Raw genomic sequence first — 15,564 nt, 5'->3', positions numbered from 1 at the left:
CGACGCTCTTCCGATCTTCATCAGCATATCCGGCTTCCTCATGGGAGTCTTTTTTTTGCGTGAAATGCATAGCCGGTTTGTAACGGATTTGTAACGGGGCGTGTGGTAACATTATTAAAATTGAGGTGATCACGATGGGGATTTTAGTCGTGGGCCGGCGTAAGGCGAGCTTGAAGACCGGCATGGTTATTTAAAGCCGCAATACGCCGCGTTCCTGAAGATGCAGGCAGGATAAAATTGCCGATTAGGGTTTACAGCGAGGCTCAGGCCCGACCGGTGGTTTTGAGTTGAGCATTTAGTTTTGACGTTGAGCTTAAAGAGGTCATCGTTTTCCAACTGCAGAAAGAAAAGAAGGAGAAAAATAAATATGAATCCAACAGTACAGGAATCTGATCAAAAAATCCGGACTGTGAAACGCAACGTCAAGTCCCGGGAACAGCTTGAAGAGGAAAATCAGGCGCTGCAATACGACGCAGAACATGACTGGCTGACGGGTCTGTATAATCGCAAAGCCATGGAACGGCTGTGCAATGAATGGCTGCTTGATAAAAATACAGGGATTTTAATCATGATGGATCTGGATTATTTCAAGCAGGTGAACGACCGGTATGGTCATATCACCGGCGATCAGGTCCTGCAGAACGTTGGTTATGTGTTGATAAAAATGCTGCCGCCCGACAGTCTGATCAGCCGTGTGGGCGGCGATGAATTCACGGTATTGCTCAGAGGACAGGATGAAAAGAAAGCTGAGCAGCTGTGCACGCAGCTTCGCCAGCGCCTGCGGCATATTCGTCTTCGCGAATGCCTGAATCTGCGATTGGACGTCACGATTTTTCAAACGGCTTCCATGCCTGGCGATACGTATCAGAGAATGTACGATCGGGCGGATCAGCAGATCATACAGAAAAAACATGTCCGCAATATCCGCAAGATGGAGTTAAAGCGGCAGGAAGAAAACGGCGGAGTGACGCTCGATATGAAGTTAATCGCTTCACAAATGCACGAAAGTCACGCCCGCCCGGGTTCCTTCTGTCAGGATTATGAAACATTTAAAGCAATTTACCGCTTTGCCGAACGGAAAATGTGCCGTTCTCAGGAATCAGCCTTTCTTCTTTTATTCACTCTGACGGACAACAAGGGCGACTTTCCGGCATTGGTGCGCCGCGATGAGGAAATGGATATTCTGGGGGTGATTATTCATGATCATCTGCGGATGAGCGATGTTTTTACGCAGTACAGCAGTTGTCAGTATCTGGTTATGGTTTCTGATATAACCCTTGATAACGCAGATAAGCTCGCGGATCGGATCACCCGGACTTTTTATCAGAAACATACAAACGGTTGTCCGCACATCCTGTTGCGTTACAGCTATCCACTGCAGCCGACTCGCGTCGAAGTGCACCGGAGAAATGAAGAAAATGCGGCTTCACGCCGCTAAAGCATCCCGGCGTAAAACCTGGCGCGGCATCTTAAATCCTTAGAAGCAAAGCTGAAAAAACTGTTTTGCGTCAGCGGCCTCAAAGCAGCGGTCAATCTTTTGTATCCATAATCAGATATAGGGGGTATTTGATCTATTTAAAATCTGACGGTTATAAGTCCTTCGTTCGGTGAGGCTGCGGTGATTCGCATTCTGCGTAAAAGGAAAGATGCGAAAGCGGTGGATGGCGGACGCAGGAAAAAAGACAAGGTTCAAAAGGAGAGGGCATATTGCAGGTATGAGGGAATCAGCCAGATCATACTGTAAATAGAAACTAACGCGGCCATCTTTGGCATAGGGCTGCCATTTTGTGACAGCGGCCGTGGTCCGGATCATCATAAAAAGACGGGCAAATTTCCGTTATTTTGACTGAAATGATGAAAGAAGAAACGCAGATAGCATCTTTGATAAGTGAGGGAGGGGGAATTTGATGAAAAAACAGACATGGAAAATCGCGGCATTCGTGATTCTGGGGATCGGCGCCGCGGCCTCGTTCCTCGTTGTTCGCCCGATGGAAAGCAAAAGCCCGCCGCTACGCCGGGGAATGTTTGAATGGCAGGAGGAGCGGGTGGATGATCGAAAAGACGTTGACGAGCTGATCGGCAGATTTCAGATTACCGACTGGGTTCAGGAACTGAGCGTTCCGGTTGACCGCAAAACGACAGCCGCTTTTGTCCGTCATCTGCATCAGGCAAAGGTGAAAACTTACGCGCTGGTCGGCGAAACCGATTGGGGCTATGAGGCCGACGGTGCATCCCTGATTGCATATCTGGAAGAACTCGTCCGGTATAACGATCAGGTCACACCGGCGGAACAGCTTGTTGGCGTGATGGTCGACGTGGAGCCGTACACCCGTTCGCGCTGGAAGGAAGATCCTGCCGGACACATGAAAACCTATGTTTCCGGGATGATCGCAGCTTACCGCTACGCGCAGAAGCACGATCTGATCTTCATCGCCTGCATTCCCCGCCATTACGATGACCAGGGCCTGACGGAGCTTCTGGAAATGCTGATCCGGGACGGCTGCGATGAGGTGGCGGTCATGGATTATGACTGCGGAGCGGAAGTCGAGAAACTGGAAACAGAAGCCCAGCTTACAAAGAAATATGGGAAGGTTCTGCACTGCATTCTGGAATTTCAGCAGGTGGGCAAGCACGGTCTGACGGAAGACAAGACTTACCGCAACAAGGGGCTGGCCGCGGCAGAGACGGCCTGGAAACAAGTCGATCAGGCATTTCCATTGATCAGCATCGTTCATGATTATCACTGGTCGAAGCCGCTGATTGAAATGATGGAGGAGGAGAGTCAATGAACGAGGTACTGCGGCAGGAACGAAAATTTCTGATTTCAGCGACGCAGCGGGCTCGTTTCGAGGGCCAGCTGGACGCGCTGCTGCATCAGGATACCCATAACGGCGATCTTGTGCAGGGGGGATATCGGGTGCGCTCGCTGTATTTCGATACGCTGAGCGACCGGGATTTCAACGCAAAGATGGACGGTGTGGAGGAACGGCGAAAAATGCGTCTGCGTGTGTATCATCCTCAGGATAAAACTGCCTTTCTGGAAATGAAGCAGAAACAGGGTTCCAATCAGCTCAAGCGTTCGCTGCCCATCAGGCGCGAAGACGCCGTGCGGCTGATCGCAGGGGATTTCAGTCCGCTGTTAAAATACAAGGAAGCGTTCGCGGCGGAATGTTACGCCATTTTAAACCGTGAGCATTACCGGCCGAAAACGGTGGTCGAATATCGCCGCAAGGCGTATGTGCTGCCGGAGAACAGCATCCGCATCACGCTGGACAGCGATATTCAGGCCAACGAGTTCCGTTATGATATTTTTGACGGGGAGCTGGCGATGGCGCCGGTGCTGGATCCGTGGAAGACCATTCTGGAAGTGAAATACAATCATTTCCTGCTGACGTATGTGCGCGACATTCTCCGCAGCTGCAATCAGAGCGAACTGTCCGCGAGCAAGTATTGCATGGCGCGGCGGATCGGGCTGCGCTACAGTGAATTTTATTAAAAGGGGGTAACATCGAGTGAGTTCTTATTTATCGAATTTAATGCAGCAGATCGAGGCGCTGAACGCCGGGCAGATTCTGGCGCAGATTCTGATCGCGATCGTGCTGGGCTTCGTCATTTATCTTTCTTATTATCTGGCGCATGCCGGAACCGTTTACAGCCGCAAATTCAACGTCAGTCTGGTCGTTTTGACCGTGCTGACGACAGTCGTCATGACGGCGATCGGCAACAACGTCGCGCTGTCGCTGGGCATGGTCGGCGCGCTGTCGATCGTGCGTTTCAGAACGGCGATCAAGGATTCCCGCGATACCGTTTATATCTTCTGGGCGATCGTCGCCGGTCTGTCCTGCGGCGTCGGCGATTATATGACAGCGGGGCTGGGTTCTGCCGGGGTTTTTCTGGTGCTGTTGGTGCTGGGGCGGATCAAGAATGAAAACCGGATGCTATTGATCGTGCGCGGCGCACGCAGTACGGAGGAGCGGATCATGTCGGTCATCACGCATTATTTTGACGGCCGCCTGGATCTTCGCGTCAAGAACACAACCCGCGAAACGATCGAACTGATCTATGAAATCCCGCGGAAAACCTATGAAAAGAACCTCAGGAAGACCTCGAGTATTGACGAGGAATTATATCAGATCGAACATGTCCAGTATGTGAATATCGTCGCCCAGGACGATGATATCAGCAGCTAGAGGTCTGATCCATGCGTAAACGGACAATGGCCTGGCTGACGCTGGCGGCTGTGGTCGTGGTCAGCGGCACAGCCCAGCTGACCTTTGGAAAAATGCAGACACGGATTCATCAGCACCGGGAAGCGGCGCCCGCCTACGATCCATCCGCGGCGCTGGACTGCATCCGGGAAACGGAAATCTCGAAATATCAATATGATGAAGCGGCCGTCGACGTGGACCAGCTGAGCACGCATCTGCCGTTGGTGGTGATCGAAACGGACGAAGCGATTCCCGGCGTGCCTTATTATGGCGACGATCGCTCCCACCGCAAGATGACGATGACGTCAACCGGCGAGGAGTTTCTGGTCGCAAATATGAAAATTATCAATCAGGATGATAAGCTGAACACGCTTCAGGATCCGCCGTCGCTGAAGACACAGATTCTAATCCGCGTGCGCGGCAACACTTCACGCTGGTTCGATAAACAGTCTTTTGCGATCAAGACAATCCACCACGACGGAGAAAATAAAAATGTATCAATCATGGGCATGGAAGCGGATCATGACTGGGCGCTGCATGGGCCGTTTCTGGACAAGACGTTAATGCGCAACTATGTCGCGATGAACCTGGCGGGCGAGCTGATGGACTATGCGCCGGACGTGCGGTTTTGCGAAGCGGTGATCAACGGCGAATACCGCGGCGTGTACGTGATGATGGAAACCGTCAGCACCGGCAAGGGCCGGATCGAAATCGAAAAGCCGAATAATACCCGCAACGTTACCGGTTATATCGTGGAGCTGGACAATGCGGCCCAGCCGGACCCGCGCAGCAAAGCGGATAATTTTACAAAATACGTGCAGATTCTGCGTAAAAGTGCGTTCTTCGATATCCGCTATCCGGGCAGCGAAGCGCTGACGCCTCCGTTGAAGGACTTTATTGAACGCGATCTCAGCCGGTTTGAAAAAGCGCTGTATTCTTTCGATTACGACAGCTCGCGCTACGGTTATAAAAATTTCATCGACATCGACGAATTCGTTGATTACTTCATTCTTATGGAAGTCTTTGTGCAACATGACACCGGCAACCTTTCGACCTTCTTCTACAAAGACGTCAACGGGAAATTCAAGCCGGTCGTCTGGGATTTCAACAACAGTCTGGGCAATGTTTCCGACAGCTCCGACGATGACTTTCTGATCCGCCAATTCGTCTCCGTACAGGCGCCGTGGTTCACGATGCTGATCAAGGATGAGGACTTTATCAATCAGGTCATCTACCGGTATCGCCAGCTGCGCGCAGGGATTCTGAGCGATGAACAGGTATCCGCCTATATCCAGGAAGTCGTCGATTATCTGGGACCGGCCGTCGACCGGAATTTTGCGGTCTGGGGCTACAGCTTTGATCCGGAAAATCTGGACAAACGCAATAAATTGTTGCCGGATGAAAAGAATCTGCGGTCCTATGAAGCGGCGGTGAAACAGTTTCATGACGCGTATCTGCAGCGGCTGGCCTGGCTGGATGAGCATATCGAAGTGCTCAGGCAGTATTGTCATGAATCCGCGGTCAAGAAGTATAACCATTAAGCCGGAAGGAGGAGAGCCTGCATGAAAAAATTTATTATCGCCTGCGCTGTGATCGTGATGCTCGCCGCCGGCGGGTTGTTTCTGTCTTCCCGCATCGGACTGACCTTTCAATGGGAAAGCCTGCGGAAAACGTCGGTGGAGACGTTTACAAAAGTTGAGGGCAAGACGATTCTTGTCGATCAGGGGCAGGGTATGGAACCTTTCGAGATCCGCGGCGTTAATCTGGGCAGCGGGATTCCGGGCCATTTTGCGACGGATTACGCGATTGATAAGGAAACCTATCTGCGGTGGTTTGCCGAAATTCAGGCGATGGGCGCGAATTGCATCCGTGTCTACACGCTGCTTCAGGATGATTTCTACAATGCGTTTTGGGAATACAACAAGGACCGCGAACAACCGCTCTATTTGATCCACGGCTTGTGGGTGAATGATTACACGCTGTTCTCCCACCGCGACGCCTACGATCCGGACTTCATGAACACGATGATCCAGGACAGCCGGACGTTAGTCGATATCATCCATGGAAACAAACGGTTTTCCTTAGGCGAGGGTCTGGGCAGCGGCTCTTACAACCATGATATTTCGCAATGGGTTCTGGGGTATATTCTGGGTGTGGAATGGGAAGACACGACGGTCGCCTTCACGGATCACATGCAGGACAAAAAGAATCAATATCATGGGAAGTACATGACGACCACTGACGATGCGTCGCCGTTTGAGGCGATGCTGGCGCAGGTCGGCGATAAAATCATCGAATATGAAACGCAGACCTACAAAGCCCAGCGGCTGATCGCGTTTGCCAACTGGCCGACGACGGATCCGCTTGAATGGGATTCGCTGGTCGAATACTACTTCCGTAAATTTGAACAGGTCGACGTCGAGCATATCCAGACGACCGACCGGTTTCTGTCGGGGCAGTTTGCTTCCTACCACGTCTATCCCTACTATCCCGATTATTATGGCTTTATGGACGTCATGGACATTGATGTTGAAAACAAGCGGCAGTTTGTCGACGCTGACGGCGTCTTCAATTCCTATCAGGCTTATCTGACGACGCTCAACGCGCATCACACGATGCCGGTTGTCATCGCGGAATTCGGGGTACCGAGCTCGCGCGGCCGGGCGCAGAGCGACCGCAACACCCACCGCGCCCAGGGCGGCATGTCCGAAGCGGATCAGGCAGAAGCGCTGAAAACCTGTTATCAGGATATCATGAGCGCCGGCTGCGCGGGATCGATCGTCTTCACGTGGCAGGATGAATGGTTTAAGCGAACGTGGAACACGATGGCCTATACGGATTTGACGAAAACACCATATTGGAGCGACGTTCAGACCAACGAACAATTCTTCGGCGTGCTCGCCTTTGATCCGGGCGAGGAGAAAAGTGTCTGTTATGTCGACGGCGACGTGAGCGAATGGACCGCGGACGATCAGGTTCAGCTGACGGACACGCCCACCGGACAACTTTCGCTGGCTTATAAATACGATGAAAAATATCTGTATCTGTACGTCAACAAAGAAAATTATGATCCGCAGACAGAGAAGCTCTGGATTCCGTTCGATACGACGCCGAAGACCGGCAGTACCCACTGCGATGGAATCCCGCGGTCGTTTGAGCGGCCGGCCGACTTTGTGCTGATTCTGTACGGGAAGGAAAACAGTAAGCTGATCGTGCAGAAGCGCTACGAAGCGCTGCGGGCGATCTATTCCCACCGCGTATATTTCGAAGACGCTTATCTCAACGCCCCGGCAAAGGATACCTCGGAATTTGTCGACATCAATCTGGTGCTGCAGATTCCTGACGATCCGCATGACGAGCTGGCCAATACGAAAGCGGATAAGGCGGAAACCTACAATACCGGTCAGCTTCGCCATGGCAACGCGAATCCGGAGAATCCGGACTTTGATTCGCTGGCCGATTTTATGATCCGGGGCGATGCGATTGAAATCCGTCTGCCCTGGTCGCTGCTGAATTTCCTCAATCCGTCGGAAATGATGATTCACGACGATTACTATGAGCATTATGGAATCGAAGGGCTGAAGATCCATGAGATTTATGCCGGAGTCGGACTGGCCGCTGATGAAGCAACGCCGATTCCGATGACCGATCTTCCGCTTCAAGGCTGGGGCCGGCATCCGACTTCGCATGAACGTCTGAAACAAGGCTATTACGCGATGCAGGATATCTGGGCGGGAAAGTGAGGCGGCATGCATGGTAATCCGGATTGACTATCTGATTTACGTTTACATGACGCTGTGTTTGTGCATGCTGGCGTACAATCTGTTTTATCTGGGAAAAAACAAGTGGATGCAGCGGCGGACGGAGAAACAAATCCAAAACCAGGCCCGCCGCTTACAACGCTTGTTGTTATTTCCCGAGAAGACGGCCGCCAACGTGGATGAGAAAATAAAGAAAGATCTGAAGAACACACATCATCTGGTTGTGCTGGAAGGAACCGTCGACGTGCTGGAACAGAATCCGCTGACGGTAAAACCGCTGCAGACCTGGCTGCCGACGCTGAAGCCGGTGTTTGCGGAGCTGATTGACGGGACGATGAAAAAAAGCGTAATGGAACGTTCCTACTTTGCCTATCTTGTTACACGTTTTAGACTGTGCGGACAAAGCCGTAATGATCCGATCGCGACGGCGATGATCCAGCTGACGGCGCAAGCTTCGATTTATTGCCGGGAGAATGCGTTGGGCGCCTTGTATCAGTGTGGAAGTATTGATCACATTGTCAAAGCGTATCGCGTCATGGGACGCCATGAAATCGAACACAGCCGCAAGCTGGTGACCGACGGACTGCTGGAATTTCATGGCGACCGGGAGCAGCTGGCGCAGGCTTTGTGGCAAAACTGGGATGAATTCACACCGCATTATCAGGTTGCGTTCATTGATTTTATCCGGATGGTTTCCGGGAATTTTCGGGAAACCTTATTTCCGCTGCTGAGTCAGCCGGAGCTGGATCGGGAAGTGACCTTTGCCGTCATGCGCTATTTCCGCAAATATCCTTACCGTCCGGCCGGAACGGTGCTGCGTCAAACTGTCATCGACTGGGAAAAACAGGATTGGGAATATGCGGCGATCGCGGCGGCTTCCCTGGAGAGTTATCCCGAGATGGAAACCGTCAAGGCGCTGCTGGTCGGCGTGCAGAGCGATAACTGGTATGTCCGCGACAATGCTTCCGATTCGCTGCTGCAGCTGACGAAGCCGCTGGCCATTCTGGAAATGATCCGGCAGCTGAAGGATTCTTACGGCCGGGACATGCTGCGCTACAAGGCGCTGAGCGCCGGACTGCTTCAGCTGGATGAAAAGGGCGAACTGAGGGTCGCAGAAAATCGAATGGCGAAAAGTCCGAGGGGGTCATCGAATGAAATTCTAAGCGCAGTCATTGAAGCGGATTCATCGGAAGAAGCGCTTCCAGCCTTGCAGAAATGGGGGAATGCAGAATGATTGAATTTGTAAAAACCTTTCTGTTCTGCGTCGATGTTTTCTTCGTTCTCTATTTATTCGGATACAGTACGTTTTTATTTTTGTCAGTAATTGTCGGCTCGGTGGATTTGTATCAGAAACGCCGCGACGACGAGCTGAAAAACAACCTCAAGCGGAAGTTTTTTATCCCGATCAGCATTCTGGTTCCCGCCCACAACGAGGAAACCACGATTGTGGACACCGTCTGCACGCTGCTGAGACAGGATTATCCGCTGTTTGAAATCGTGGTGATCGACGACGGATCCACCGATGAAACCGCGCAGCGGATGATCGACTATTTCCAGATGCGCAAGATCGAGCGGCCGATCCGCCGCCAGCTTCGCTGCAAGCCGGAAACCGCGATTTACGAAGCGAAATCCAACAAGATTCAGCTGACGCTGATCCTGAAAGAAAACGGCGGCAAGGGGGATACGCTGAACATGGGCATCAACGCATCCCGCTTTCCGTACTTTATCTGCATGGACGCCGATTCGATGCTTCAGAAGGATTCGCTGTTTGAGATCGCCAAGCCAGTGCTGGAAAACGATAAGGTCGTAGCCTGCGGCGGTCAGGTGCGGATCTCCAACGGCATTGAAATGGTCGACGGCGAGGTCACAAAATATACCCTGCCGAAGCGGATCATCGTCGCGATGCAGGTGCTGGAATACGATCGTTCGTTTCTGGCTTCGCGGATTTTTATGGATCACTTCAACGGCAATCTGATCATTTCCGGCGCATTCGGTCTGTTTCAGAAAAAGATGGTGATTCTGGCCGGCGGCTACGATCCTTCGACGATGGGCGAGGATATGGAGCTGGTCGTCAAGCTGCATGTTTTCTGCCGTGCGAATCATCTTGATTACAGCATCCGCTATGCCCCGGATGCGATCTGCTGGACGCAGGGACCGGGGAATCTGCTCGATCTGATGAAGCAGCGGCGGCGCTGGCATATCGGCTTGTTTGAAAGTCTGACGCGTTACCGGTATGCGATCGGCAAGAAGGAATACGGTCTGATGGGAACGATTTCGTTTCTGTATTTCTGGCTGTATGAGCTGATGTCGCCGTATATTGAAGTCTTCGGTTTGTTTACGATTGTTTTATCGTATTTTGTCAATCTCATCAACGTTCCGTTTATGCTTTTATTCTTCGCGGTGTATGCCGGTTTCGGCTGTCTGCTGACGGTCATCGCGTTCTTTACGCAGATCCATACCCGGCATATCCGGCTGACCTTTCTCGACGTGTCCGCACAATTCTCTTAAGCGGCTTTGAGCTGGTCGGCCTCCGGTTTATTCTGATGCTGGTGCGGATGAACGCGCTGATCGGCTATCGCCGCAAGAAGAACGTCTGGGGCGATCTGAAGCGGTATACGCATAACCGCCGGGAAACGCAGGAAGGAGGGAGTGAAGGATGAACAACAATCCGCGACGGGAAGAGCGCAAGCTGATTTTCGGTACGCTGCTCGCTTTGTTTCTGATCGGTTTTGTTCTGGTCTATGGCGTTTTGACGCGGCAGAGCTATACGGACAAGGAACGCAACGGCACGCTGAAAACGATTGCGCAGGAACGCACGGTCACGCTGGTGGAAAGCGGCCGGACATCCTGGCGCTATTGGGATGAGGGAGAAAATCCCGATCCTTCGGCAAGTCTGCGGTGGACTGAGCCGGATTACGACGATTCCGCCTGGAAGAGCGGGACCGGTACATTCGGTTCCTATTATGGCCAGTTGAAAAAAATGGTCGACCGAAAAGCGCCGCGCAATCTGCTGAACTATGCTTTAGTGGATCAGCGGGCGATTCCGGTTTATTATTTCCGCACGGAATTTGAAGTCGGAGATCTGGGGAATGTCCGGTGCCTGACCGGTAAGCTTCGTTATGACGACGCCGTGATGATGTATCTTAACGGCGAGCTGATCTATGCCTCGAATATTCCGGACGGCGGGTATACCGCGGAAAATCCGTATGGTTCTTCCGCCCGCGTCGGTGAAGTAGAAAACGATATTTTTGTTATCAGCAATCTGAATTCGCTGAAGCCGGGACGCAACGTTCTGGCGGTTGAGCTGCATCAGCGCGACCAGACCAGTTCGGATATTTATTTCGATCTGAAAAGTCTGGAAACCTCCAGCGAAACCTCGCTCAGTCAGACGCTCGATCTGTCCGGACTGATTCTGGAACAGGGTTCAAAGAACGACGAGGTCATCGTCAACTGGCTGACGGATAAAAAAGGAACCTACGAGCTGATCTGGGCGCAGGGCACGGATAAAAGCGCGCTGCGCACCCCGGATGGCCGGAAGCTGATGGGTGGCCGGAAAACCGGCGTCGGCGGCGCGTTCAGCTATCATGGCAAGCTGAGCAACCTGCCTCCGGGCCAGCCGCTGGTGTATCAAATCGTCGATTTGCAGCACAATCTCAGCTCGGAAGTCTTCTCGTTTGAAGTCCGGCCGGCCGCGCCGCTTACTTTCGGGTTTGTCGGCGACGTTCAGATCCGGACGGAGCATCTTAAGGAGAATCAGGCTGGATGGGAGAAAGCGGTCAATACACTCTTGCAGCTGCAGCCGGACCTCAGCTTTATTTTGACTGCCGGCGATCAGGTCAACAGCAGCGACAACGAGAAAGCGCTGGAGGAATATAACGCCTTCCGCAGTCCGGCCGCGTTGAGACAAATTCCGGTTACGATCAACATCGGCAACCACGAGAGCAATACCGACCTGCTCGACAGCCAGTTTGACCGGCTGAAGAACGGATCAGATTTCTATTATGATTACGGCGATATCTTGTTCTACTCCTTGAACTGTATGAACACGGATACGCAGGCACATCTGGATAAACTCAGCCAGACGATCACGCGGCACAAACCGCGTTGGGTCATCGTCACGATGCACTATTCGCTCTTTGGCGGCAAGGATCGCTCTGCGGATGAAAAGGTCATGGCTGCCCGCGAGGCCTATGCGCAGGCTTTTTCTGACCTGAACGTCGACGTCGTGCTTTCAGGACACGATCATGTGTACTGCCGCTCTTTGCTGATGCAGGGCGAAACGGCCACCGGCCGGGCGGATGGGGACAAACGCAGCGGCGAAACGCTCTATGTTTCCGGCGGCACCCCATCCGGAAGCAAGTTCTATGAGCTTAAGGATAATCCGGCCGCGTATCTCGCTTACCGCATTCTTAAACAGGAAGCGACAGTTTCGCTGATTACCATTTCCGGGAATCAGCTGGTCCTGGAAACCTATGCCGTTGACAGCCGGGAGTTGATTGACCGGTGCGAATTGAATAAATAAAAAAAACCGCTGACATGCCAGCGGCTTTTTTAAGATTCTTGTTTTATGGTGGGATCGGTTTTATTCTTCACCGGTTTGATCCGAATCAGATCGTTTTGCAGCCAAAATGGCAGAAACAGATAGAAGACGGCGAAAAGCGCAATCAGAAAACAAATCATTCCTTCCCAAAGCGACTTGTCAGAAAACAGAACAGCGAGAATTGCCACTAGAACACAGCCAATCCAGGAAAGCGATAATTTGTAACGGGCATGACAATGCGGACATTCCAGCCGCATCGACAAAAGCGATCCGGGACGGATATGAAAACTTTTCTGACAATGGGAACAAACAACTTCCTGACGCATAAATTTACCCTCCTGCCACCGCGCGAAGCGATGTGAACAACGATTTTAAGCTGACTCCAACCAGCAGCAGAAAGCCGCTGAAATTGATCGGATCAAGGAAAAACGTCAGCGTGATCCAACGCAGAAACGCCAGGTAAAGCAGCGAAGTTTGGGCTGTAAGATAAAATTCACTAACCCAGGCGCTCCAAGCATAAAGACTGACTCCCAGCCAGTAGACGATATCCGGAAGCAGGGACTTCTTCCGGGTTTTCCAGAACAGAATAAGCGTGATGAGAAAGAAGACGGTGAATAGAAAAGCGTAATCATAGACCGTGATGTCAGTACAATAAGGCGTGATCAGGTCGATATCCGGGCACGTACCTGCGGCTGTAATGGGACACAGGAGGACCGGGATCGGCCAGCCTCGTTTTTCCCAAATTCCAAGGCCCAGCTGAATCAATAAAAACACGGCGGGAATTTCTTCGACCCGTAACAGCGCTTTCCAATGAAGTCTTTTCATCTTTTGTATCCTCTTTCTTTTATTATAAAGCAACAGATGAAAAAAGACAGGGGCGGCGATGTTTTTTTACCGCTTCTTATTCCAGAAGAACGATCAGGATGGACCGCGCTGAGCGCTCACCTGCCTCTGACCCATGCATAAGCGTTGAACGGGAGGAGGAAGCGGTAAAACGACAGTCGTCCCGGGATAAAATTCTTTGTTAAAAACATTGACAACCTAACAAATTGGAAATACACTAAAAACGGCAGCCGGAAGATAAACCGGCGAAAGAGGGAGGTGGAAAGCATGGATAACCCGGGCGGTAGTTGCAGGCAAGGCATCAATAAAACGGGAAGTTCATTCTTTCCTCTCCTGGAGGGCGAGTCTGCCCGAAATTAAAGCTCCAGGACGTTTTATTCATGCTTTGCGAACTTGAAGAACAAACTTGAAGGAGGGCAAAGTATGACGGTTAAAAACATCACTGAGCTTTTGCATGCGAAAAAATACGCTCAGATCAAAAAAGAACTCAACGAGATGAACAGCGTGGACCTGGCGGAATTGCTGGAACAATTCCCGCAGGAAAACATGGTCGTCCTTTTCCGCCTGATCGCCAAAGAGACGGCCGCGGAAGTCTTCACCAACATGAATACGGAGATGCAGCAGGCTTTGATCAGCACATTTACCGAGAAAGAACTGAAAGATATCTTCGAGGATATGTTTCTGGATGATACCGTCGATATTCTGGAAGAAATGCCGGCCAATGTGGTTGAACGGATTCTCGACGTTACCGATAAGGAAACCCGCTCGCGCATTAACGAGCTGCTTCAATATCCGCAAGACAGCGCCGGCAGCATCATGACGACGGAATATGTCGATCTGAAAAAGACCATGAGCGTGCGTGAAGCGATCGCGAAGATCAAACGGGTCGGTATTGATCAGGAAACGATTTACACGTGTTATGTCATTGAAAACAAAAAACTGCTGGGCATCGTCACGGCGAAAAGTCTGCTTCTCAACGACGAAAACGTCTTGATCGGCGATTTGATGGAAACACACGTCATTGCCGTGCGCACCCATGACGATCAGGAAGAAGTCTCCAAGCTGTTCCAGAAATACCGGCTGATTTCCATTCCGGTCGTGGACACGGAAAACTGCATGGTCGGGATCGTTACCTTTGACGATGCGATGGAAGTTTATCAGGAAGAAATGGCGGAGGATATCGCATTGATGGCGGCGGTGCAGCCCGGTGATGATTCCTATTTTGGAACTTCGGTATTCAATCACGCCAAACACCGGATTCTGTGGCTGTTGTTTTTAATGCTTTCGGCAACGATCACCGGTACGATCATCTCCCGCTATGAAGAAACAATTTCCGCGATTCCGCTGCTGGTTTCGTTTATTCCCATGTTGATGGATACCGGCGGCAACTGCGGCACCCAAAGCTCGACGCTGGTCATCCGCGGCATCGCCACCGATGAGATCCGCTTTGGCGATCTGTTCAAAGTTGCGTTTAAGGAAAGCCGGATCGCGCTGCTTGTCGGCGCGGCGCTGGCGGCGGTCAACGGTCTGCGGATCGTTGTTATGTATCAGGATCCGCGGCTGGCGATCCTGCTGGGTGTTTCGTTAATGTGTACGGTTTTTCTGGCGGAACTGATTGGCTGTCTGCTTCCGTTATTGGCGAAAAAGGTACATCTGGATCCGGCGATCATGGCCGCTCCGTTAATCACGACGATTGTCGACACCTGCTCGATCATGATTTATTTTGCGATTGCGACGCATCTGTTTGCGTTGTAGCGTGGTTTTTAACAAGCATGGAGGAAAACTCTGTGCTTTTTTATTGTTTCTTTCTTGGCGATCTCCCAGATCCCGGCATACAGGAACAATAGTATACAGTGGGTCAACGAGATTTTGACCGGAAAGGAGAATGTCGATGGAAAACGTAGGAAGAGAACCGCGGATTCCTCGCAGCTGGATGGAAACGGACGAAGATTTCGCTATGGAATGCGGCCGTCCACACCGTCCGACCCCGCCGCGCAGACCGCATTGCGCAGGGTGGAGCGATGATTTCCGCACGCGTTTTGACGAAGCCGATTTTATGGAGGATGAAATGTTTGTGGAGGAGGCCGTGAACCTGTCTGCGGGCTGCGGCTGCCGTCCGAAGCCTCCGGTATGTCCGCCAGACTGCGGCTGCGGCGATCATGACCATGGCAACCGTCCGGGCAACGGCTGTGGCTGCGGCAACGATACCGAC

The 15,564-nt window shown here is 51.9% G+C and carries 13 protein-coding genes; 11 read left to right on the top strand and 2 right to left on the bottom strand.

The features are described from left to right. Nucleotides 1-367 precede the first annotated feature (367 nt). From AC5OW4_RS11210 to AC5OW4_RS11170, 9 genes are all read left to right on the top strand, one after another. Nucleotides 368-1,438 carry a GGDEF domain-containing protein gene (locus AC5OW4_RS11210; protein WP_195396212.1) on the top strand — a complete coding sequence of 357 codons (1,071 nt, stop codon included), beginning with the start codon at nucleotides 368-370 and terminating at the stop codon, nucleotides 1,436-1,438. Between the two features lie 469 nt (nucleotides 1,439-1,907). Next, nucleotides 1,908-2,789 (top strand): hypothetical protein, encoded by an 882-nt coding sequence (locus AC5OW4_RS11205; RefSeq protein ID WP_493676976.1) that lies wholly within the window; start codon nucleotides 1,908-1,910, stop codon nucleotides 2,787-2,789. Continuing rightward, nucleotides 2,786-3,496, top strand: a complete 711-nt coding sequence (locus AC5OW4_RS11200; RefSeq protein WP_308559629.1) for a polyphosphate polymerase domain-containing protein — start codon at nucleotides 2,786-2,788, stop codon at nucleotides 3,494-3,496. The genes AC5OW4_RS11205 and AC5OW4_RS11200 overlap by 4 nt, the downstream gene beginning before the upstream one ends. A 16-nt stretch (nucleotides 3,497-3,512) precedes the next feature. Continuing rightward, the gene (locus tag AC5OW4_RS11195) at nucleotides 3,513-4,190 is read left to right on the top strand and encodes a DUF4956 domain-containing protein (RefSeq protein ID WP_200798767.1); all 678 of its coding nucleotides are present in this window, start codon (nucleotides 3,513-3,515) and stop codon (nucleotides 4,188-4,190) included. Nucleotides 4,191-4,201: 11 nt separating this feature from the next. Then, entirely contained in the window at nucleotides 4,202-5,749 is a 1,548-nt protein-coding gene (locus AC5OW4_RS11190; RefSeq protein WP_308559626.1) for a CotH kinase family protein, read from the top strand. A gap of 21 nt (nucleotides 5,750-5,770) precedes the next feature. Further along, nucleotides 5,771-7,951: a hypothetical protein gene (locus AC5OW4_RS11185; RefSeq protein ID WP_493676975.1), complete on the top strand. Its 2,181-nt coding sequence runs from the start codon at nucleotides 5,771-5,773 to the stop codon at nucleotides 7,949-7,951. 10 nt (nucleotides 7,952-7,961) lie between these two features. Continuing rightward, a complete protein-coding gene (locus AC5OW4_RS11180) occupies nucleotides 7,962-9,203 on the top strand; it encodes a hypothetical protein (protein WP_308559624.1) in 1,242 nt (413 codons plus the stop codon). Then, complete coding sequence (locus AC5OW4_RS11175; RefSeq protein ID WP_308559623.1) at nucleotides 9,200-10,477, top strand: glycosyltransferase family 2 protein; 1,278 nt, start codon at nucleotides 9,200-9,202, stop codon at nucleotides 10,475-10,477. Before AC5OW4_RS11180 ends, AC5OW4_RS11175 begins: the two co-directional genes overlap by 4 nt. Nucleotides 10,478-10,625: 148 nt before the next feature. Next, nucleotides 10,626-12,491: a metallophosphoesterase family protein gene (locus AC5OW4_RS11170; protein ID WP_308559622.1), complete on the top strand. Its 1,866-nt coding sequence runs from the start codon at nucleotides 10,626-10,628 to the stop codon at nucleotides 12,489-12,491. Nucleotides 12,492-12,520: 29 nt separating this feature from the next. Here the strand turns inward: AC5OW4_RS11170 and AC5OW4_RS11165 are convergent, their stop codons facing one another. Together AC5OW4_RS11165 and AC5OW4_RS11160 are read right to left on the bottom strand one after the other, a co-directional pair. Further along, complete coding sequence (locus AC5OW4_RS11165; protein ID WP_072683826.1) at nucleotides 12,521-12,835, bottom strand: MJ0042-type zinc finger domain-containing protein; 315 nt, start codon at nucleotides 12,833-12,835, stop codon at nucleotides 12,521-12,523. 4 nt (nucleotides 12,836-12,839) lie between these two features. After that, complete coding sequence (locus AC5OW4_RS11160) at nucleotides 12,840-13,334, bottom strand: hypothetical protein (RefSeq protein WP_072683825.1); 495 nt, start codon at nucleotides 13,332-13,334, stop codon at nucleotides 12,840-12,842. Nucleotides 13,335-13,775: 441 nt separating this feature from the next. Here AC5OW4_RS11160 and mgtE point away from each other — a divergent pair, with 441 nt between their 5' ends. Together mgtE and AC5OW4_RS11150 are read left to right on the top strand one after the other, a co-directional pair. Continuing rightward, complete coding sequence (gene mgtE, locus AC5OW4_RS11155; RefSeq protein ID WP_072683824.1) at nucleotides 13,776-15,107, top strand: magnesium transporter; 1,332 nt, start codon at nucleotides 13,776-13,778, stop codon at nucleotides 15,105-15,107. Between the two features lie 136 nt (nucleotides 15,108-15,243). Further along, on the top strand, nucleotides 15,244-15,564 hold a 321-nt coding region (locus AC5OW4_RS11150; protein WP_493676974.1), incomplete at its 3' end, for a hypothetical protein.

This window comes from Holdemania sp. (assembly GCF_986127675.1).
The sequence above is the reverse complement of the archived record's forward strand: the minus strand, read 5'-3'. Positions and strand labels throughout refer to the sequence as shown.